Source organism: Streptomyces sp. NPDC046303, assembly GCF_055588085.1.
In genome coordinates, this window is sequence record NZ_JBVJFA010000001.1 from 15140 (window position 1) to 34281 (window position 19142).

The 19142-nt window shown below is 74.5% G+C and carries 19 protein-coding genes; 14 read left to right on the forward strand and 5 right to left on the reverse strand.

Features of this window, described 5'->3' with window-relative positions; genetic code table 11:
- The first annotated feature begins 11 nt into the window (after nt 1-11).
- Both ACZ6I1_RS00080 and ACZ6I1_RS00085 read left to right on the forward strand, forming a co-directional pair.
- Nucleotides 12-1196: a vWA domain-containing protein gene (locus tag ACZ6I1_RS00080; RefSeq protein WP_469281396.1), complete on the forward strand. Its 1185-nt coding sequence runs from the start codon at nt 12-14 to the stop codon at nt 1194-1196.
- Nucleotides 1197-1292: 96 nt separating this feature from the next.
- Nucleotides 1293-1826: a TerD family protein gene (locus tag ACZ6I1_RS00085; protein WP_469281398.1), complete on the forward strand. Its 534-nt coding sequence runs from the start codon at nt 1293-1295 to the stop codon at nt 1824-1826.
- Between the two features lie 196 nt (nt 1827-2022).
- On the opposite strand, the gene ACZ6I1_RS00090 is transcribed toward ACZ6I1_RS00085, so the two are convergent.
- Nucleotides 2023-2649 carry a TetR/AcrR family transcriptional regulator gene (locus ACZ6I1_RS00090; protein WP_469281400.1) on the reverse strand — a complete coding sequence of 209 codons (627 nt, stop codon included), beginning with the start codon at nt 2647-2649 and terminating at the stop codon, nt 2023-2025.
- A 152-nt stretch (nt 2650-2801) separates the two neighbouring features.
- On the opposite strand from ACZ6I1_RS00090, the gene ACZ6I1_RS00095 reads away from it, so the two are divergent.
- The 7 genes from ACZ6I1_RS00095 (at nt 2802) to ACZ6I1_RS00125 (ending at nt 9475) form a co-directional block, all read left to right on the forward strand.
- Nucleotides 2802-3599, forward strand: a complete 798-nt coding sequence (locus tag ACZ6I1_RS00095; protein WP_469281402.1) for a phosphatase PAP2 family protein — start codon at nt 2802-2804, stop codon at nt 3597-3599.
- Complete coding sequence (locus tag ACZ6I1_RS00100; RefSeq protein WP_469281404.1) at nt 3596-4522, forward strand: hypothetical protein; 927 nt, start codon at nt 3596-3598, stop codon at nt 4520-4522. The genes ACZ6I1_RS00095 and ACZ6I1_RS00100 overlap by 4 nt, the downstream gene beginning before the upstream one ends.
- Nucleotides 4523-4598: 76 nt before the next feature.
- Nucleotides 4599-4865, forward strand: coding sequence for a GlsB/YeaQ/YmgE family stress response membrane protein (locus tag ACZ6I1_RS00105; protein WP_469281406.1), 267 nt, complete (start codon nt 4599-4601; stop codon nt 4863-4865).
- A 35-nt stretch (nt 4866-4900) separates the two neighbouring features.
- On the forward strand, nt 4901-5023 hold the full coding sequence (locus ACZ6I1_RS00110; protein WP_469281408.1) for a hypothetical protein: 123 nt from the start codon (nt 4901-4903) through the stop codon (nt 5021-5023).
- Nucleotides 5024-5106: 83 nt separating this feature from the next.
- Entirely contained in the window at nt 5107-6786 is a 1680-nt protein-coding gene (locus tag ACZ6I1_RS00115) for a peptide-N4-asparagine amidase (protein WP_469281410.1), read from the forward strand.
- A gap of 27 nt (nt 6787-6813) precedes the next feature.
- Entirely contained in the window at nt 6814-8487 is a 1674-nt protein-coding gene (locus ACZ6I1_RS00120) for a serine/threonine-protein kinase (RefSeq protein WP_469281412.1), read from the forward strand.
- Between the two features lie 70 nt (nt 8488-8557).
- Nucleotides 8558-9475, forward strand: a complete 918-nt coding sequence (locus tag ACZ6I1_RS00125; protein WP_469281414.1) for a squalene/phytoene synthase family protein — start codon at nt 8558-8560, stop codon at nt 9473-9475.
- On the opposite strand, the gene ACZ6I1_RS00130 is transcribed toward ACZ6I1_RS00125, so the two are convergent.
- Both ACZ6I1_RS00130 and ACZ6I1_RS00135 read right to left on the reverse strand, forming a co-directional pair.
- Nucleotides 9459-10184 (reverse strand): LysM peptidoglycan-binding domain-containing protein, encoded by a 726-nt coding sequence (locus tag ACZ6I1_RS00130; RefSeq protein WP_469281416.1) that lies wholly within the window; start codon nt 10182-10184, stop codon nt 9459-9461. The genes ACZ6I1_RS00125 and ACZ6I1_RS00130 overlap by 17 nt on opposite strands.
- A gap of 417 nt (nt 10185-10601) precedes the next feature.
- Nucleotides 10602-11549, reverse strand: a complete 948-nt coding sequence (locus ACZ6I1_RS00135; RefSeq protein WP_469281418.1) for a dihydrodipicolinate synthase family protein — start codon at nt 11547-11549, stop codon at nt 10602-10604.
- 71 nt (nt 11550-11620) lie between these two features.
- Between ACZ6I1_RS00135 and ACZ6I1_RS00140 the strand changes: the two genes are divergently transcribed.
- From ACZ6I1_RS00140 to ACZ6I1_RS00160, 5 genes are all read left to right on the forward strand, one after another.
- Nucleotides 11621-12553, forward strand: a complete 933-nt coding sequence (locus ACZ6I1_RS00140) for a LysR family transcriptional regulator (protein WP_469281420.1) — start codon at nt 11621-11623, stop codon at nt 12551-12553.
- 73 nt (nt 12554-12626) lie between these two features.
- Nucleotides 12627-13715 (forward strand): S-(hydroxymethyl)mycothiol dehydrogenase, encoded by a 1089-nt coding sequence (locus tag ACZ6I1_RS00145; RefSeq protein ID WP_469281422.1) that lies wholly within the window; start codon nt 12627-12629, stop codon nt 13713-13715.
- Between the two features lie 113 nt (nt 13716-13828).
- The gene (locus ACZ6I1_RS00150) at nt 13829-15139 is read left to right on the forward strand and encodes an alpha/beta fold hydrolase (protein WP_469281424.1); all 1311 of its coding nucleotides are present in this window, start codon (nt 13829-13831) and stop codon (nt 15137-15139) included.
- 37 nt (nt 15140-15176) lie between these two features.
- Complete coding sequence (locus tag ACZ6I1_RS00155; protein ID WP_469281426.1) at nt 15177-15941, forward strand: PIG-L deacetylase family protein; 765 nt, start codon at nt 15177-15179, stop codon at nt 15939-15941.
- Nucleotides 15942-15997: 56 nt separating this feature from the next.
- Nucleotides 15998-16834 carry an enoyl-CoA hydratase/isomerase family protein gene (locus tag ACZ6I1_RS00160; RefSeq protein WP_469281427.1) on the forward strand — a complete coding sequence of 279 codons (837 nt, stop codon included), beginning with the start codon at nt 15998-16000 and terminating at the stop codon, nt 16832-16834.
- Between the two features lie 5 nt (nt 16835-16839).
- Here ACZ6I1_RS00160 and ACZ6I1_RS00165 read toward each other — a convergent pair whose 3' ends face one another.
- Nucleotides 16840-17769 carry an SDR family oxidoreductase gene (locus ACZ6I1_RS00165; protein ID WP_469281429.1) on the reverse strand — a complete coding sequence of 310 codons (930 nt, stop codon included), beginning with the start codon at nt 17767-17769 and terminating at the stop codon, nt 16840-16842.
- 49 nt (nt 17770-17818) lie between these two features.
- The gene (locus tag ACZ6I1_RS00170; protein WP_469281430.1) at nt 17819-18970 is read right to left on the reverse strand and encodes a hypothetical protein; all 1152 of its coding nucleotides are present in this window, start codon (nt 18968-18970) and stop codon (nt 17819-17821) included.
- Nucleotides 18971-19142: the final 172 nt, after the last annotated feature.

The following is a 19142-nucleotide window of genomic DNA, read 5'->3' on the forward strand; positions in this document are numbered from 1 at the left end:
CCGGAGCCGCCGTGCGCCCGGCCCTGGACCGCGCGAAGCTGCTGGCGGCCCGCTACAAGGCCGCCGAAGCCCGCCCCTACCTCGCCTCCGCGCTGTACGCCCTGACCGTGGTCCCCTCGGACGGGGTGCGGACCATGGGCGTCGACCGGCACTGGCGCTGCTACGTCTCGCCCGCCTTCGTCGAGGCGACCCCGGTCGTCGAACTGGCCGGGGTGTGGATCCACGAGGTGGCGCACCTTCTGCGCGACCACCACGGCCGGGCCGACCGCCTGCCCGCCGCCGACCAGCGCGATCACGTCCGGGTCAACATCGCCCAGGACTGCGAGATCAACGACGACCTGCTCGCCGACGGGCTGGCGCTGCCCGAGGGGCGGATGGAGCCCAGGCTCTACGGCCTGCCCACGGGCGGCCTGTTCGAGGGCTACCTGTCGGCGATACCCCGCACACCCCACGGGCCCGACTGCGGTTCCGGCGCGCACGGCACCCCCGCGCCCTGGGAGCTCGGCGAAGACGCCGGCCCCGCCCGGGTCGGCCCGGTCGAGGCCGAGGCACTGCGCCGGCAGACCGCCCAGGCCGTACGGGCCCACCAGCGCACCCGGGGCCGGATCCCCGAAGGCTGGGCCCGGTGGGCCGAGGAGCTGCTCGAGCCCACGGTCGACTGGCGCCAAGCCCTGTCCGGAGCGGTCCGCGAGGCCGCCGCCTGGGCCGCCGGCGCGGTGGACTACACCTACCGCCGCCCCTCGCGCCGCACTCCCGCGCTCGGCGGCCGGGTGGTGCTGCCCAGCCTGCGCAGGCCGCTGCCGCGGGTGGCCGTCGTCATCGACACCTCGGGGTCCATGGGCCCCGACGACCTCGCCGCCGCGCTCGCCGAAGTCACCGGAGTGCTGCGGGAGGTGGGCGTCGGCGGCAACCGGGTCGCCGTACTCGCCTGCGACGCCGACGTCCACGCCGTGACCCGGGTGCGCAGCGCCGGCGAGGTGACCCTGGCCGGCGGAGGGGGCACGGACATGCGGGTCGGCATCAGCGCCGCGCTGGCCCTGCCCGACCGGCCGAACGTGGTGATCGTGCTGACCGACGGGTACACCCCCTGGCCGGAGGAGACACCGTCCTGCCGGCTGATCGCCGCGCTCGTCGGGGAGGACCCGCCCGCGCCCCCGGCCTGGGTGGAGACCGTACGGATCGACCTCGCCACCTGAACGGCGTACTGGCCGGGAACGTACGGTCGTTCGGGCCCCGGCGGGGGACACGTGGGACCATGGCCCGGCAATACCCGTAAGCGAAGGGGGAGTTCGGTGACTGGTGTACGCAAGGGCCTGGCCAAGGTCGAAGTCGCGCTGCGGTGGGACCCCAGCCCCGCCGGAACGCCCGCGCACGACCTCGACATCGTCGCCGCGGTCTTCGGGGCCGCGGACCCGCACGGGGTACCCGTCCACCTGGTCCACTTCGGCAGCCGCTCACCCGACGGCACCATCACCCTGAACCGGGACAGCCACACGGGCCAGGGCTTCGGCTTCGACGAGGTGATGACCCTCGAACTCCACCGGATGGCACCGGATCTGCGGCGCGTGGTGGTCGGGGTGATCATCCAGGACACGGGCGCGGGGCGCGCCCTCACCTTCGGCGATGTCGCCGGCACCGGTCTGCGCATCCGCGAGGGCTATACGGACCTCGCCCAGGGCGACTTCGGCTCCGTTTCGTCCGCCACGGCGGCGACGGTGGCGGAGTTCACCCGCGACGCCTCGGGGGCCTGGGCCCTCGACGCACGCCTGCAGGGCTTCGATTCCGACCCGGAGGAGTTCACCCGCACCATGGGCGCGGTCCGCTGACGACGGGTCGTCCCTTCCGCGGGCCGATCGGACCGTACGGCGGCCACGCCTCGCGTGGATGACCGCCGGTCGGACCGTACGGCGGCCACTCCTCGCGTGAATGACCGCCGCCCGGTCCGACTGGCGCGCTGCCGCCGTCCCCACGAGGCAGCGCGGGCAGGTCGCCGTCCGGTCATCGGGACGGCGGCCCGCCGGTTCAGGGGGTCCCGGCGATCCGGGCGGCTCCCGGCGGTGTGAGGCCCAGGGAGGGGAGCACGACCGCCTCGACGAAGCGGAGCAGGTAGTCGGCGTCGGCGTCACGCCCTTCGAGCACCGGCCGGATGCGCAGCACGCCCATCAGCTGCGCGGGCAGGAACTCCACGGCCGGGTGGTCCGCGGTGATCTCCCCGCGCGCCACCGCCCGTTCCACCATCGCGGCGAAGGCGGCCAGCTCCGGCTCGACCAGCGCCTCGCGCAGAGCCGCCTGGAGTTCCGCGTCGCTGAGCACCGCGTGCCCGAGGGCCTGCATGAGCCGGGTGTCGCGCCCCGAGGTGCAGGCCGCGATCCGGGCCGCCTCGCGCAGGTCGCCCGCCAGGGTCCCGGTGTCCACCGCGACGAGCGTCCCCTGCCGGTTCGCGCGCAGGGCGGCGGCGACGAGCCGGGGCTTGGTCCTCCACTGCCGGTAGAGCGTGGACTTGCCGCAGCTGGCCCGCGCGGCGACGCCCTCCATGGTCAGCGCCTCGTACCCGTGCTCGCGCAGCTGCTCCAGGACGGCGTCGAAGAACTCCTGCTCCCGCTCCGGAGTGATCTTGGAACGGCGCGCGGGGGTCGGCGTCGGCGTCATGGGGTGCGGCTCTCCTCGGGGGCGCCTCGGGCGGCATCTTCCACTGCGAGTGTACGGGAACGCGAGCGTATCGGTACACCATCGTATCGATACGTGAATGTATCGATACACTGGCGTGTCGATCTGTGCGCAACAGGAAGAGAGACCGGGGGATGACCTCCCAGACCACACCCGCCGGGGCGGCGGCCGACCGGAAGGCCGCACGCCGCCGCCTCATACGCGAGCTGCTGCTCGTCGCGGGGCTGTTCACCGTCTACAAAGCGGGCCGGACCCTCTCGACCGGACGCACCGCGGAGGCCTTCGGCAACGCCGCGCGGATCTGGGACGCCGAGCGCGCCCTCCACCTCCCCGGCGAGGGAGCGGTACAGCGCCTGCTGCTCCACGGCGACGCCCTCGTCCACACCGCCAACACGTACTACGCGGCCGTCCACTTCCCGGCCACCGCACTCTTCCTGATCTGGCTCTACCTGCGCAGGCCCGACCACTACCTCTGGGCGCGCCGCGTCCTCGCGGTGCTCACCGGAGCCGCCCTCGCCCTGCACCTCGCCTTCCCGCTCGCGCCCCCGCGGATGCTCGGGGCGGCGCACCTGATCGACACCGGACAGGTCTACGGCCCCAGCGTCTACGGCGCAGCGCCTGCCACCGACACCCTCGCCAACCAGTTCGCGGCGATGCCCTCCCTGCACTTCGGCTGGGCCCTGATGCTCGCGCTGGGCATGATCGCCGCCACCTCCGGCCGGTGGCGCGCCCTGTGGCTGCTGCACCCCGCGCTGACCCTGTTCGTGGTCGTCGGCACCGCCAACCACTACTGGCTCGACGCCCTCGTGGCCACCCTGCTCCTCGCAGTGGCCCTGCTGCTGATACCGCGCCCGGCAGCCGCCGGTATCCCCGTACGCGGGCTGCCCGGTCCGCGCCGCGCCGCGCCCGTGCCCGCCGGAGCCGAACGGTGAACGCCACCGCCCTCGCCGTCGGCCTGTGCCTCGCCTCCGCCGTGGCCTACGCGGCCGCCGCCGTGGCCCAGGAGCGGCTCGCCCGCGCCGGAGCCGCACGCACGGCCAAGGCCCTGCTCGGCAACGGCGCCTGGTGGTGGTCGGCCGGACTGAACGCCGCCGCGGCCCTGCTGCACGCGGCCGCCCTGCGGTACGGACCGCTCACACTGGTGCAGCCGCTCGGCGCGCTGACCCTGGTGGCCGCCGTCCCCCTGGGGGCGCGTGGCTCCGGGCGCCGGGTGGCCGCCACCGAATGGCGGGGCACCCTGGCCACCGTCACCGGCCTGGGACTCCTGCTGCTCCCCGCCTCCGGGCCGGCCCCCGACGACACGCTCACCCTGGCCGAGGCGCTCGCCGTCTCCGGGACCACGGCCGCGGTGATCCTGCTGCTGACCGCCGTCAAGGACCCGCGCTCCGGACTGCGGCACGCCACCGCCTCCGGGCTGGCCTCGGCGGCCGCCTCGGCGCTCACCCAGACCGTGGCCGTGGCGGGCGGCCGCGGCGGATCCCTGTTCAGCGCCCGGGTCGTCGCCGTGGGCCTGCTCGTCGTGGTGTTCGCCGTCGGCGGGATGCTCCTGTCGCAGCGGGCCTACCGGGGCGGGCTCGGGGCCCCGCTCGCCGTGGTCAACCTGGCCAACCCGCTGGCCGCGGCCGCCATCGGCATGGTCCTGCTCGGCGAACGCCTCCAGGGCGGCGCGCTGGGCGTGCTGCTGGCCGCTGCGGGAGCGCTGGCCGCGGCGCGCGGCGTGCTCCTGCTGACCCGTACGCCGCCCGGCCAGGCCCCCGTCCGGACCGCTGCCGAGACCGCTGCCGCGGCCGCCCCGGCCCCCGCCCCCGCGGCTGCCGCGCCGCTCGGCGCGTTCGCCCCGGTGCACCACCCCTGAGCGTCGGAGAACCGTTCCGGCTCCGGCCGCGTCCTGGGGGGAGAAGCACCGGAACACCGAAACGGAGTGCACGGACATGGGGATCATCGGCTGGATCATCCTGGGACTGCTGGCCGGAGGCATCGCCAAGATCCTGCTGCCCGGGCGGGACCCGGGCGGCCTGATCGGCACCACCCTCATCGGCGTGGCCGGCGCCTTCACCGGCGGCTGGCTCTCGGCGAAGTTCCTGGACCGGCCGGTCCAGACCCAGTTCTTCGACCTCGCCACCTGGGGCTCCGCCATCGCCGGCTCACTGGTCCTGCTGATCGGCTACCGCATCCTCTTCGGCAACTCCCGCGACTGAGTGTCCGGGCGCGACGGGCGGGGCAGGGACGGGGCATGAGCCGACGCGCTTACCTGTACGAGCTCTGCCCCGACGACCTCCTCGCCGAACTCAACGGCAAGGCCGATCCCGAGAAGATCACCGCGCTGCTCAAGCGGTACCGCGCCCCGAAGCGCTGAGGCCGCTTGGACCGGCGATTTCAAGCCAGGGCCGGGACATCGGATCTGGCGCCGCCCGGGCGAGCCGGTTTCACTGCTGGCCCATGAGACGACACAGGATCATGGGCCTGCTCGGCGCGCTGACCCTCGCCGCGGCCACCCTGGCCGGCACCGCGGGACCCGCGAACGCCGCCGCCCCCGCACCGGCACCCGCACCCGCACCCGCGCCCGCGGCGGCACCGGCCCCCGGAGGCGAAGCGCCGCCCGCCGAGTTCGGCACCGACTGGCACGACCCCCTCACCCCCGCTCCGTCCGTCGCCCGGCCCGGGACCAGGTCCTGCGAAGTGACCCTCGCCGAGGCCCAGTTCCGCGACTTCACCCCGTACCGGGGCAGCTACGCCCCGCCCGAGGGCTGCGGCGCCGACCACTGGGCCGCCGTGGTCCTGCGCCTCGACGGCAAGGTCAAGGGCCGCCAGTACGACCGCCTCGGCCACGTTTCCCTCGGCGGCGTCGAGATCCTGCGCACCTCCACGCCCCAGCCCTCGCCGGACGGCATCACCTGGTCCGTCGAGAAGGACGTCACCCGCTACCGCGACACGCTCGCCCGCCCGCAGCCCGTCGAGATGCTCATCGGCAACGTGGTCAACGACACCTACACCGGGGTCATCGACGTCAAGGTCACCCTCACCTTCTACGCCGCCGAGGGCACCACCCCGGCCGCGTCCGACACCCCGGACCGCGTCCTGCCCCTGACCACGCCGTCCGTCACCACGCCGCGCAACACCGAACGCCTCCTCGCCGAGGTGTACGCCACCGGCTCGGGCGGCGGCTGCGAGGAGTACTGGTACATGACCACCCCGGCCGCGGCCCCGTACTCCTGCACGGCGGAAGGGGGCCCCTACCGCGAGGTCCGGGTCTCCGTCGACGGACAGCTCGCCGGCATCGCCGCGCCCTTCCCCACCGTCTGGACCGGCGGCTGGTCCAACCCCTTCCTCTGGTACGTCACCCCCGGCCCCCGCGCCTTCGACGTCCAGCCGATCCGCTACGACCTGACCCCGTACGCCGCCCTCCTCAACGACGGCCGCCCGCACCGCATCGAGGTGTCCGTGGCCGGGGTACCGGCCGGCCAGAGCGGCTGGAGCACCCCCACCAACCTGCTGCTGTGGCAGGACGAGGCACGCGAGGTCGTCACCGGCGCCCTCACCCGGCACGAGGAGGGCGCCCCGGCCAACTCCTCCCGCTGGACTCCCGCCGCACCCGGCGGCGAGCACCGCCTCGACACCGAGGGCGGCCACCGGCTGACCGTCGGCGGACACCTCGACACCTCCCACGGGCGGGTCACCACCACCGTCACCCGCGCCGTGCACCACACCTCCGTGCACCGCTGGACCGAGGGCGAGAAGCGCGACGCGCTCACCGCCACCTGGACCGACCACGAGACGGTCACCCGGGGGGCCACCGCCACCCGTACCCACCGCACCTACACGATGGACGGCGAGACCACCCTCGGCGCCGGCGACCGGCTGCGCACCGTCCTCTCGCTCGGCGACCGCGCCGACACCGCCACCTTGCGCGGCGGCCGGAAGGTCGACGCCGCCCGGCTCGACGACCGGTACACGGGCGACGCCACCTACACCGCGAACGTCCCCCGGGACCAGCGGCACGCCGTCGCCACCACCTCGGCCCGCTCCCTCCGGTACGGGTCCGCGGCGCCCGGCGGATGCCACGACCGCACGGTCACCGCCGTACAGGGCATCCTCACGGTGGACCGCCGACGCTGCTGACACCGGCGCCCCCTACGATGACCGGCCATGGACACGAGTGAGGCCGGCAGACAGCCGATCGACGGGCGCTTCGAGCTGGTGGCGCCCCTGGGCAGCGGTGGCATGGGCACGGTCTGGCGCGCCCGCGACATCGCACTGCACCGCGAGGTCGCACTCAAAGAGGTGCGCCCGCCGGACCCGGCGACCGCCGCCGCCCAGCCCGGTCTCGCCGGCCAGCTCCGCGAACGGGCCGTGCGGGAGGCCCGGGCGCTGGCCCGCCTCGCCCACCCGCACGTGGTGACGATCCATCACATCGTCGAGCCCGCCGAGGGGTCGGACGGCCATCCGTGGATCGTGATGGAACTGGTCAGGGGCGGTTCCCTGCACGACCGGCTGGCGACCGGCCCGCTGCCGCCGGCGGACGTGCTCCGGCTCGGCCTCGAGCTCCTGTCCGCCCTGCGCGCCGCGCACGCCGAAGGGGTCCTGCACCGGGACGTGAAACCGGCCAACGTGCTGCTGCGGCCCGACGGATCGGCGGTGCTCACCGACTTCGGCATCGCGGCCCTGCACGGTTCGACCGGGCTCACCTCCACCGGCATGCTGATCGGCTCGCCGGAGTACATCGCACCCGAGCGCGTCCGCGGGGAGGAGGGGCTGGCCGCCTCCGACCTGTGGTCGCTCGGCATGCTGCTGTACGTGGCCGCGGAGGGGGTCCACCCGCTGCGCCGGGCCACCAGCCTGGCCACCGTGGTGGCCGTGCTCGACGAGCCGATCCCGGCGCCCGTACGCTCCGGCCCCCTGGCGCCCGTACTGGAGCGCCTGCTCGCACGGGATCCGGCCGCGCGGCCCGGCGCGGAGCAGCTGGAACAGCTGCTCCGGCATGCGAGCACCGCTCTCGCCGCGGCCCCGGCAGGCCCCGCGGCCCCCGCCGCCCCGGCAGCCCCCGCGGCTTCGCCGGCCGTCGGACAGTACGGGCCGCCCACACCGCCGCCCTTCGGCCCGATGCCCCACCCGTACGCCACCACCACACCCCTCCCGGCGGCGGCCCCGCGCAGGCGCCCGGTCCTGCTCGGGGCGGTCCTCGCGGCGGTCCTCGTCGCCGGCACGGTCGGGATCGTCAAGCTGCTGCCGGACGGCACGGCATCCGGCGGCAACGCGAAGGGAGGCGCCGGCCGCCCGGGCGGCGCCGTCAGCAGCGCCGCCCCCTCGGGCAGCGAGGTCCCGGTGGCGCCCTCGGCCCCCGGACCCAAGGCGAGCAAGGGCAAGGGCGCCGCGGCCGAGGGCAGTCTGCTCACCCCGGCCGGCATCCGGGCCGCCCTGGCGGCCCTGAAGCAGCAGACCGGCACCACCAGCTTCGTGAACCTGCGCATCTACGACGCCTACGTCATCGCGGACGTCCCCACCGCCCCCGGAGCCAAGACCGTGGACTCCTGGCAGTACCGCGACGGCGGGGTCACCCGCACCGGCCCCGCCGGCACGGTCAAGGACCGCGTTCCGCTCATCGACATGGCCAAGGTCGAATGGGACACCCTGCCCGCCCTCCTGGAGCAGGCCAAGCAGGACCTGGGCGTGGCGAACCCGACCTCCCGCTACGTGATCGTCGAGCCGTGGATGATGGACCAGAGCCCGTCCATGCGGCCCTACCTAAGCGACGCGTACGGGCAAGGCGGCTACGTGCTGGCCGGCACCGACGGCAAGGTCCGGAAGGTCTACCGCTCCTGAGGCGGCCGAAGCCCGCCGCCCGGGGTCTGCGATCCTGGTCTCCGCACCGTTTCCAAGGAGCAGGACCACCATGCCGAGCTGGCGCACCACCCTCACGGCCGCCGGGATATCCGGCACCCGGCTGCGGGACGACTACACCCGCGCCGCCCGCCGGGTGCTCCGCCGCGAACCCGCCCCGTACCTCGCGCTGCGTCTGCTCGCAGCGCCGCCCCTGGTGCCCTGGCTCGCGGCCGGCCTCGCGTTCATGAACCTGGTCGACGACGTGGCCGAGACCGGCACCCCTGCGGAGCGGGCCGCCCACCTGGCCGCGCTGACCGAGCGCGTCGAAGCGGCCCTGAAGACCGGGGACAGCCCCGACCCCGTGCTGCGCGCCTACGCGCACGCCGTGGACTCCCGCGCGCTGCCCGCGCACTGGGTCTCCCGGTTCCTCGAAGGCGCCGCCACCGCGGAGGCCGGTTTCGACGGCTTCGCCGCCGAGGAGGACTTCCAGGCCTACCTCGACGCCTACGCCTGGCCGGGGGTGCTGGTCTTCACCGGCCTCCAGTACCAGGGCGGCCCCGACGCCGAACAGGCCGCGGGCTGGCGGCGGTTCGTCGACGCCGCCCAGCGCGTCGACTTCCTCGCGGACCTCGCCGGGGACCTGGCCGACGGCCGCCTCTGCATCCCCCGCGCCCGCCTCGACGAGCACGGCGTGACCCGCGCCGACCTCGAACAGGCCCGCGACACCCATGCCGTACGGGCCCTCCTCGCCGCCGAGACGCGACGGGCCCGGACCGCCCTCGACGCCGCGCACGGCATCCTCGAACTCGCCGAACCGGGGCTGCGCCCCGTGACCGCGACCATGGCGGAGCTGATGGAACACCAGCTGACCGCCGTGGAGCGGGCGGGGGCCACCGCCCTGCGCCGGGACGTCGGCTACGGGCTGGTGGCGCCCCTGCGCACCCTCGCGCGGGCCCGCAAGGGGCTCAGGCTCAGTAGGGTCCGTTGACGTTGTCGATGGAGCCGTAGCGCGCCGCCGCGTAGTTGCACGCGGCGGTGATGTTGGCGACCGGGTCGTACGAGTCCAGCGAGGTGCCGGGCACGTGGTAGGCCTTGAACGTCGGGTCGATGACCTGGAGCAGGCCCTTGGACGGGATGCCGTTCCGGGCGTTGATGTCCCAGTTGTTGATGGCGAGGGGGTTGCCCGAGGACTCCCGCATCACATTGCGGTGAATTCCGTTGTAGGTGCCGGGAATTCCGTGCTTGGCCATGACGGCCAGGGACTCGCGGATCCATCCGTCGAGGTTGTTCGCGTAGGTGAGGGGGGTCCGGGCGGCGGACCTGCTCGCGCGGGCGGTTTCGGTGGTCGCCGCCTTGGTGTCGAGCTTCAGTTTGATACCGGGCCGGATGACCGCCGGGTTGTCGCCGATGACGCTCCGGTTCGCCGCGTAGAGCTTCTTCCAGCCGCCGCTCACGGAATGCTCCGCCGCGATCTCGGAAAGCGTGTCACCGGCGACCACGGAATAGGTCGTGGGAGTGGCGGTGGTCGCCGCGGGGGCGGCGGTGCGAGCCGTGGGAGCGGTGGCCGTCTGCACCGCTCCGGCGGAGGTCGCGCTGATCAGCGGGAGGGTGAGGGCCGCGCCACCGGTGCCGACGAGGGCCAGCTTGCGGGTGATCGGGTTGTGCTTCGGCCGACGGTGCTTTCCCTTTGCGGGCATGGCGCATTTCCTCACGTGGGGGGACGGAGAGGCCCCGGGGGTGGCCGGTTTCGGCTGCGGACCACCGGGAATGAGGGTGACCGTAGGCGAGCCCGCCGGGCCCGAACAAGGCCCGAATTCCACCGGTAGATCGACTTCCTGCCTTCCGCCCCGAAAATGACCTTGGCGGGCGCTTCGCGCCGTACCCAACTTTCTTTTCGGCACAAGGGAATCGACCCCTCGGACGAAATGATGTTGACGCGTTCCGAGTGACTCACATCACGGGTCGGCGGGCCGGCCGCGCCCCTTCGGCGAATACGGGCAAGTCCGCTCTCCGTGGGCCGGATTCGGGCGACAGGTGCTTTATGCGCGAATCGCCCATCGCGGACGTTTTTCGGCTATTGCGCCGCGGCCCGCGCCCGGTCCGGCCCCGGCTCCTCAGAGATCCGTCAGCACCTCCAGGACGGCCGCCACCGCCGCCCCGGAGGCCGGCAGCAGCGGGAGCCGCACGTCCGGCGCCGGGATGCGCCCCTGGGCGTGCAGCACGCCCTTGACGACCGCCGGATTCGGCTCGGCGAAGACCGCCGCCGACATCCGGGCCAGTGCATGCCCGAGCGGCCTCGCCCGCGCCGCGTCACCCGCCCGCCAGGCCCCGGCGAGCTCCGCGAACCGGCCCGTCGCCAGGTGCGCCGAGGCCAGGATCCCGCCCGCGGCCCCCAGCGCCAGCAGCGGCGAGAGGTACGCGTCGTCCCCGGCCAGCACCTCGAACCCGGCCGGCAGGTCCCCCAGCAGCGCCACGGCGTCCTGCCCGAGCGAGCCGGCCGCGTACTTCACACCGGCGACCCCGTCCAGCGAGCCGAGCGCCCGCAGCGCGGCGCAGTCCAGCGACTGCCCCGTGCGGTACGGAACGTGATAGACGATCAGCGGTACCGGGCTCACCTCCGCCAGCCTCGCGAAATGCGCCAGCACCCCCGCCGCCGAGGGCCGTACGAACGGCGGTACGGTCACCAGCGCCGCCCGCACCTGCGGCCACCGCGCCAGCCGGGCCAGCGAGGCCTCGGCGGCCCGCGTCCCGCTCGCCCCCGCGCCCACGGTCAGCAGGGCTCCCCGCTCCTCGCAGACCCGGGCGCAGACGCCGGTGACCAGATCGCGCTCCGCCTCGTCGAGGGTGGCGCTCTCGGCGGTGGTGCCGAGGGCGACGATCCCGGCCGCGCCCCCGTCGAGGACCTCGTGGGCCAGCGCCTCCAGGGCCTCGGCGGCCACGTTCCCCGCGCGGGTGAAGGGGGTGACGAGCGGTACGTGGATCCCGCGCAGGGAGAGGCCCGCGTCGACGTCTCCGCTGACGATTTCAGTGATGCCGGTGATACCGGCGATGTCCTGTGCCATGCCGTCGAGCCTGGCCCGCCCCGAGCCACGAATCCAGTTCGCATTTCTTACCCGACACGTAAGCTGAGCCGATGCTCGACGTACGACGCCTGCGACTGCTGCGCGAACTGGCCCGCCGCGGGACCATCGCCGCCGTCGCCGAAGCCCTCGCCTTCAGCCCTTCGGCGGTATCCCAGCAACTCGCCGTCCTCGAACGGGAAGCGGGACTCCCGCTGCTGGAACGCACCGGACGCCGGGTCCGCCTCACCCCGGCCGGGCAGCACCTGGTCGGCCACGCCGAGGCCGTTCTCGAACGGCTGGAACAGGCCGAGTCCGATCTGGCCGAGGCACGCGGCGGCCTGGCCGGAGCCCTGCGCATCGGGGCCTTCCCCACCGCCACCCGGGCCCTCGTCCCGGCCGCCCTGACCGTCCTCGCCCGGCGCCACCCGGGACTCGAGCCGATGGTCCGCGAGACCGACCCGGCCGCGGTCGCGCACGCCCTGCGCTCGGGCGACCTCGACGTGGCCCTGGTCCATGCCTACGACTTCGTGCCCGCCGACCCGGAGCCCGGCCTGGCCACCGAGCCGCTCTACCGGGAGGCGATGTACCTGGCCGCGCCCGCGGCGCGGGCCTGCGAACCACCTCCGGGAGACGAACAGGGCGCCGTCCTGCGCGCGCACGCGCAGGACCCCTGGATCACCGCGACCCCCGGCACCCTCTGCCACGCCATGACCGAACGGGCCTGCCAGGCCGCCGGCTTCACCCCGCGGGTCCGCCACCGGGTCGACGAGTTCGCCACCGTGCTCGCCCTGGTCGCAGCCGGGCAGGGCGTGGCCGTCGTACCGCAGCTCGGGATCACCGGCCCCGCCGATCCGGCGGTCCGCCTGACCCGCCTGCGCATGCAGCGCCGTACCAACCTCGCCTTCCGCAGCGGAGGCGGCGCCCACCCCGCGGTGGCCGCCTTCGGCGCCGCCCTGCGTGCCTCCGTACCTCCTGAGCTGGCTGGATATCGAGCTCCGGAGTGAGGCAACTCCCGTGCCGGGCGGCGCCCGTGTACGTTCTGAGCGGGAACCGACCAGAGCAGAACGGGGTTACGACGTGACGCACCGCGTACGAGGGGTCATCGCCCGGAGCAAGGGCGCACCGGTGGAGACGACGACGATCCTCGTGCCCGACCCGGGACCGGGCGAGGCGCTCGTCCGCGTACAGGCCTGCGGGGTCTGCCACACCGACCTGCACTACCGCGAGGGCGGCATCAACGACGCGTTCCCCTTCCTGCTCGGCCACGAGGCCGCCGGGATCGTGGAATCGGTCGGCCCGGACGTCACCTCCGTGGCCCCCGGCGACTTCGTCGTCCTCAACTGGCGTGCGGTGTGCGGAACCTGCCGGGCCTGCAGGCGTGGACGCCCCTGGTACTGCTTCGCCACGCACAACGCGGCCCAGCCCATGACCCTGGAGGACGGCACCCCGCTCTCCCCGGCGCTCGGGATCGGCGCCTTCGCGGAGAAGACCCTGGTCGCGGCGGGCCAGTGCACCAAGGTGGACCCCGCCGCCTCGCCGGCCGCCGCCGGACTCCTCGGCTGCGGGGTGATGGCCGGCCTCGGCGCCGCCCTGAACACCGGCAACGTCGGACGGGGCGACTCCGTCGCCGTCATCGGCTGCGGGGGCGTGGGCAACGCGGCCGTCGCCGGCGCCCGGCTGGCGGGCGCGTCGAAGATCATCGCGGTGGACCTCGACGACCGGAAACTGGAGTGGGCGCGCGGACTGGGCGCCACGCACACCGTCAACGGCCGCGGCGAGGACGTGGTCAAGGCCGTCCAAGGCCTGACCGACGGCAACGGCGCCGATGTGGTCATCGACGCCGTGGGCCGCCCGGAGACCTACCGGCAGGCCTTCTATGCCCGCGACCTGGCCGGGACCGTGGTCCTCGTCGGCGTCCCGACCCCGGAGATGCAGCTCGAGCTCCCGCTGCTGGACGTCTTCGGCCGCGGCGGCGCCCTGAAGTCCTCCTGGTACGGGGACTGCCTGCCCGAGCGCGACTTCCCGCTGCTGATCGACCTCTACCTCCAGGGCCGGCTCGACCTGGAGGCCTTCGTCTCCGAAACCATCCCCCTCGACGGGGTCGAGGACGCCTTCGCCCGGATGGAGCGCGGCGAGGTCCTGCGCTCGGTGGTCGAGTTCCCGTAAGCCCCGCCCGCCCGCGGGGACCCGTACTAGACTCACCGGAACGCCATCCCGTGCCCGGCCGCGACCCGACCGGGCACGGGTCTCCTCACCTCCTCGCACCCCAGGGACCGTCCGTGACCGTCGAGCACGTCTACCGCCAGCCCGGAACGGTCCTCACCGACCACCGGTTCACCGTCCCCCTGGACCACTCCCGCCCGGACGGCGAGCAGATCGAGCTGTACGCCCGCGAGGTCGTCGCCTCCGGCAAGGACCCGCAGACCCTGCCGTGGCTGCTCTACCTGGAGGGCGGACCCGGCTTCGGGGCCCGGCGGTTCACCGGCCGGCAGGCGTGGCTGGAGCGGGCCGTGGCCGACTACCGCGTCCTCCTGCTCGACCAGCGCGGAACCGGACGCTCCACCCCGCTGAACCGGCAGACCCTGCCGCTGCGCGGCGCCCCCGCCCAGCAGGCCGAGTACCTCGCCCACTTCCGCTCCGACTCCATCGTGCGCGACGCCGAAGCCATCCGCCCCGCCCTGACCGGAGGCGCCCCGTGGACCGTGCTCGGCCAGAGCTTCGGCGGATTCTGCGCCACCCGCTACCTCTCCACCGCCCCCGAAGGCCTCACCGCCGCCCTGATCACCGGTGGCCTCCCCTCCCTGACCGCCACCGCCGACGAGGTGTACGAGGCGGCGTATCCCCGCATCGAGCGCAAGAACCTGGCCCACTACCGCCGGTACCCGATGGACGTGGAGCGCGCCCGCCGGATCGCGGCCCACCTCGCCGAGCGCCCGGCCGAACTCCCCGGCGGCTACCGCCTCACCGTCGAGGCCTTCCAGTCCCTCGGCCTGCTCCTCGGCTCCGGAGACGGCAGCCACCAGCTGCACTACCTGCTGGAGGACGCCTTCGTCCGGACCCCCGCCGGCCCCGCCCTGTCCGACGCCTTTCTCGAGGGCGCCCGCGCGCTGCTCTCCTTCGCCGGACACCCCCTCTACGCGCTGGTCCACGAGGCGATCTACGCCCAGGACCCGGCCGTGCCCACCGCCTGGGCCGCCGAGCGGGTGCGCGCCGGACACCCGCGCTTCGACGCCGCCAAGACCCTCGCGGGCGACGAGCCCCTCCTCTTCACCGGCGAGACCATCCACCCCTGGCACTTCACCGTGGACCCCTCCCTCGCCCCGCTGCGCGAGACCGCCGACCTGCTGGCCGCCCGTACCGGCTGGGAACCCCTCTACGACCCGGACCGGCTCGCCGCCAACGAGGTGCCGGTGGCCGCCGCCGTCTACCACGACGACATGTACGTGGACACCGCGCACTCCCTGGAGACCGCACGCGCCGTACGGGGCCTGCGGACCTGGGTGACGGACGAGTTCGAGCACGACGGCGTCCGCGCGGGCGGCCCGCGCGTCCTGGACCGGCTGCTGGCCCTGGTGCGCGGCGAGGCCTGACCGGGCCGCGCCGGGCCGTTCGTTTATGGTGCGGGGCATGACCGAACAGCGTGAACAGCCCACGCCCTTGCAGCCCATGCCCACCGACTGGCAGCGCGCCCTCGCCGTCGTCGCCCACCCGGACGACCTGGAGTACGGATGCGCGGCCGCGATCGCGGACTGGACCGACGGAGGCCGCGAGGTCGTCTACCTGCTCGCCACCCGGGGCGAGGCGGGCATCGACGGCCTCGCCCCCGACGAGTGCGGCCCGCTGCGCGAAGCGGAGCAGCGGGCGAGTGCGGCCGTCGTCGGCGTGTCCGAGGTGGAGTTCCTCGACTACCGCGACGGCGTCGTGGAATACGGCCTCGACCTGCGCCGGGACATCGCGGCGGCCATCCGCCGGCACCGTCCGGAGCTGGTGGTCACGCTCAACCACCGCGACACGTGGGGCGGCGCGCAGGGCGGCGGCTACTGGAACACCCCCGACCACAAGGCCGTCGGCCGGGCCACCCTGGACGCGGCCGGTGACGCCGGGAACCGGTGGATCTTTCCCGAACTCCTCACCGAGCAGGGCCTGGAGCCGTGGAACGGAGTGCGCTGGGTCGCGGTGTCCGGCTCCAGCACGCCGACGCACGCGGCCGACGCCGGTCCGGGACTGCTGCGGTCGATCGAGTCCCTGATGGAGCACAAGTCGTACATCGAGGGGCTCACCGACCAGGACCCGGCGGAGTACGTCCGCACCTTCCTCACCGGCAACGCCCAGCAGGCGGCGGCCCGGTTCGGCGGCCGTCCGGCGGTCCCGTTCGAGCTCTTCCCCCGGTGACCGGGCACCCTCTAGTCTGACGATCCGTCAGACCTAGTGCGGGGGGTGCAGCCGGCGTGATCGACACCGTCAGCACGGAGATCGCGGAGGGGGAGGAGCGGATCCGGCTGGAGACCGCGGCCGACGGCCTCGCGGTCCTCACCCTGTGCCGCCCCGACCAGCTCAACGGATGGAGCTGGGAGTCCACCCGCCAGCTGGGTCTGCTGGCGGACCGGATCCGCTTCGACCCCTCGGTCCGCGCGGTACTGCTGCGGGCCGAGGGCCGGGCCTTCTGCGCGGGCATCGACGTGACCGCTCCCGGCGGCGCGATCACCGGGGGATCGGCCGCCGAGCGGACCCGCAACTACTACGAGGGCATCCGCTGGGTCCACGAGCGCTTCGCGGTCCTCGCCCGCCTCCCGCAGCCGGTGGTGGCCGCCGTCCAGGGGTACTGCCTCGGCTTCGGCTTCGAGCTGGCCCTGATGGCCGACATCCGGGTGGCGGCCGAGGACGCCGTCTTCGCCCTGCCCGAAGCCCGGTTGGGCGTGGCGGTGGACGCGGGCGGAGACCTGCGCATCGCCCGGGAGGCGGGCGCGGGCTGGGCCAAGTACCTGGCCCTGACCGGCCGCCGCATCGACGCGGCGACCGCGCAGCGGCTGAACCTGGTCCAACTGGTCGTGCCCGGCCCGGAGCTGAACGCCGCGGCCCGCGGCCTCGCCGGGGAGATCGCCGCCAACGCCCCCCTCGCGGTCCAGGGCATCAAGCGCGCGGTCGACGCCTACGCGGACGCGGCCCTGCCCTCCGCCCTCGACCGCGTCGCCATGACGGCCGCCCTCACCCTCACCTCGGACGACTGCCGCGAGGGCTACGGAGCCAAAGCCGCCGGCCGCCCGCCGCACTTCACGGGGGGCTAGTGCCGCTAGTTGGCCCCGGGCCCCGCGAAGGGGCCTCGGCCCAGTTGCTCGCGCACGGGTACCACCTCGGGGTTGACCAGCGCCCGGCGCTGCCAGTTCGCCCCGTCGACCACCAGGGTGTGGCCCGTGACGAACCGGGCGTACGGCGAGGCCAGGAAGGTCGCGGCCCAGCCCAGCTCCCGGGGTTCGCCCACCCGCAGGGCCGGCTGCCGCCCGGCCCGGTCGTCGGGCGCCGCGCGGTCCAGGCCGTCGCGGATGTCCCCGGTCATGTCGGCGTGCGGGAACAGGCCCGGCACGAGCCCGTTGATCTGGATGCCGTACGGGCCCCACTCGACGGCGAGGGTCTCCACGAGGTTCTTCACCCCCGCCTTGGCGGCCGCGCTGTGGGCGAAGCCGGGCCCGCCCGTCCACGCGTACGAGGCGCCGATGTTCACGATCGAGCCGGGAGTGCCCGCGGCGAGGTGGCGGCGGCCGAACTCCCGCGTCATGAACCAGGTGCCGGTCAGGGTGATGTCCACCACCGCACGCCAGGCCCGGGGCGAGAGGTCCTCGGCGGGGGAGGGGAAGTTCGCGGCCGCGTTGTTGACCAGCACGTCCGGCAGCCCGAAGGCGGCCTCGGCCGCGTCGAAGACCTCCGCGACCCGCTCGGGGTCCCGTATGTCGCAGACGGCGGCCGCCACCCGTCCCGCGCCGGGCACGGCCGCCAGGTCCTGCCGCGCCGCCTCGAGCCGCTCGGCCCGTCGGCTCGCGATCACCAGGTCGGCGCCGAGCCGCGCGAATTCGGCGGCGATGGCCCGGCCCAGCCCGGTGCCGCCGCCGGTCACGAGGACCACCTGCCCGGCGTAAGTGCCGGGAGGCAGGGCGGCGGCGCCGAGCGCCGGCGGCGCGGGCAGGCCGCGCCGGGTGTCGTACGCGATCCGGGTGTCGTCCGTCATGGGGCATCGATAGCGCGCGGGCGCCGAGATCACCAGGCCCCGGACGGGATCAGCCCTGCGGGGTGTACGCCTGCCCGCTCGCGCACGTCCAGATCACGGCGCCGGATCCGACGCCGTCCCAGGCCCAGTAGCTGCCGCCCACCCGGTCGTCGTCCGCGACCGCGAAGGCCTCGCTGCGGTCGTCCGGGGTGGCGCCCGCCGGGTGGGGGAGCGCCTTGGCCGGGCCGGTTCCGGGCCAGTACGCGGCCCGGATGTGGTTGGGGTAGCCGTCGACGAAGGTCATGGCCGCGCCGACCGTCGCGTTCGTGGTCGGGCTGATGGCGTCGAGGGTGAGGTGCTGGTATCCGGGGACCAGGCCGGGGCTGACGGGCAGGGCGTCGTACGGACGCTTCCAGGCGGCCGGCTTGCGCTCCTGCCAGTCGCGGTGGCTCAGCTTCTCGTAGCCGACGACCCGGCCCTTGTCGTCGATGCCGGTCGGGTGGGTGCCGAGGTTCCAGTCCCCGTCGTTCCACACGGGCAGGCTCGCGGTGGGGTAGTCGCCCGCGGGCCAGACCACGGGGTAGGTCTTGCTGACGTTCTGGTCGTTGTCCTGGTCCCAGTAGCTCGTGTGGGCGGTGCCGACGACGTCGCCCCGCTTGTTGATGCCGCTCACCGAGCTGATGACGGTGCTCGGGTGGGCGTCGGCGGGGACGGGCAGTTCGCGCACCACCGTGCCGTTCAGCCACTCCTTGGCGACGCCGTTGTCCATGGCGACGACGCGGCCCGCGTCGTTGACGTCGGCCCCGCCGGAGTGCACGGACGTGGCGGTGATCAACTGCACCGACGCGGCGCCGAGCTGGTAGGTGAAGACGGCCCGCGGGTAGCCCTGCACGGTGCTCCGCACGGTGCCCACCATCAGGCCCTTGCCGTTCACGGCCGTGACCGTGCCCTCCTGGAAGCCCTCCGGCATCGGCACCGCGTGGACCGCGCCGTCGGCGGTCCAGTACGCGGGCAGGCCTGCGCTGGACCCCGCCGCCAGCCCGTCGGGGCCGAAGGCGCGGACCGAGCCGGCGGGGCCGCCCGTCAGCGAGGGCAGGACGGTGATGCCGGGCGTGCACGCCGGATCGGCAGCGGCGGCCGGTGCGGCGGCGGTGATCAACCCCGCGAGGACGGCGGCTGCCGCGGCGGCGGAGGTGACGGCTCTGGTGCGGGTTCTGTTCATGGGACGGTTCCCCCCGAAGATCGTGTCATATGCCGTACGGCATCTGCGCGTTGATGCTAATCCGGGCCACCCGTCCCCAGCGCCCGCTTTCTCCGCGTGTTCCCGCGCGGATCCGCAGCCCTCCGTGGTTCACAGAAGGGCAAGCGACCGCTTAGTATGCCGCGGAGCATGG

Bases quoted from the DNA above. Each gene is read 5' to 3' on its own strand.
- ACZ6I1_RS00130 (WP_469281416.1), bottom strand. From the start codon at position 10,184: ATGCCCGCAAAGGGAAAGCACCGTCGGCCGAAGCACAACCCGATCACC.
- ACZ6I1_RS00120 (WP_469281412.1), top strand. From the start codon at position 6,814: ATGGACACGAGTGAGGCCGGCAGACAGCCGATCGACGGGCGCTTCGAG.
- ACZ6I1_RS00115 (WP_469281410.1), top strand. From the start codon at position 5,107: ATGAGACGACACAGGATCATGGGCCTGCTCGGCGCGCTGACCCTCGCC.
- ACZ6I1_RS00165 (WP_469281429.1), bottom strand. From the start codon at position 17,769: ATGACGGACGACACCCGGATCGCGTACGACACCCGGCGCGGCCTGCCC.
- ACZ6I1_RS00110 (WP_469281408.1), top strand. From the start codon at position 4,901: ATGAGCCGACGCGCTTACCTGTACGAGCTCTGCCCCGACGACCTCCTC.
- ACZ6I1_RS00170 (WP_469281430.1), bottom strand. From the start codon at position 18,970: ATGAACAGAACCCGCACCAGAGCCGTCACCTCCGCCGCCGCGGCAGCC.
- ACZ6I1_RS00090 (WP_469281400.1), bottom strand. From the start codon at position 2,649: ATGACGCCGACGCCGACCCCCGCGCGCCGTTCCAAGATCACTCCGGAG.
- ACZ6I1_RS00135 (WP_469281418.1), bottom strand. From the start codon at position 11,549: ATGGCACAGGACATCGCCGGTATCACCGGCATCACTGAAATCGTCAGC.
- ACZ6I1_RS00155 (WP_469281426.1), top strand. From the start codon at position 15,177: ATGACCGAACAGCGTGAACAGCCCACGCCCTTGCAGCCCATGCCCACC.
- ACZ6I1_RS00140 (WP_469281420.1), top strand. From the start codon at position 11,621: ATGCTCGACGTACGACGCCTGCGACTGCTGCGCGAACTGGCCCGCCGC.
- ACZ6I1_RS00105 (WP_469281406.1), top strand. From the start codon at position 4,599: ATGGGGATCATCGGCTGGATCATCCTGGGACTGCTGGCCGGAGGCATC.
- ACZ6I1_RS00125 (WP_469281414.1), top strand. From the start codon at position 8,558: ATGCCGAGCTGGCGCACCACCCTCACGGCCGCCGGGATATCCGGCACC.
- ACZ6I1_RS00095 (WP_469281402.1), top strand. From the start codon at position 2,802: ATGACCTCCCAGACCACACCCGCCGGGGCGGCGGCCGACCGGAAGGCC.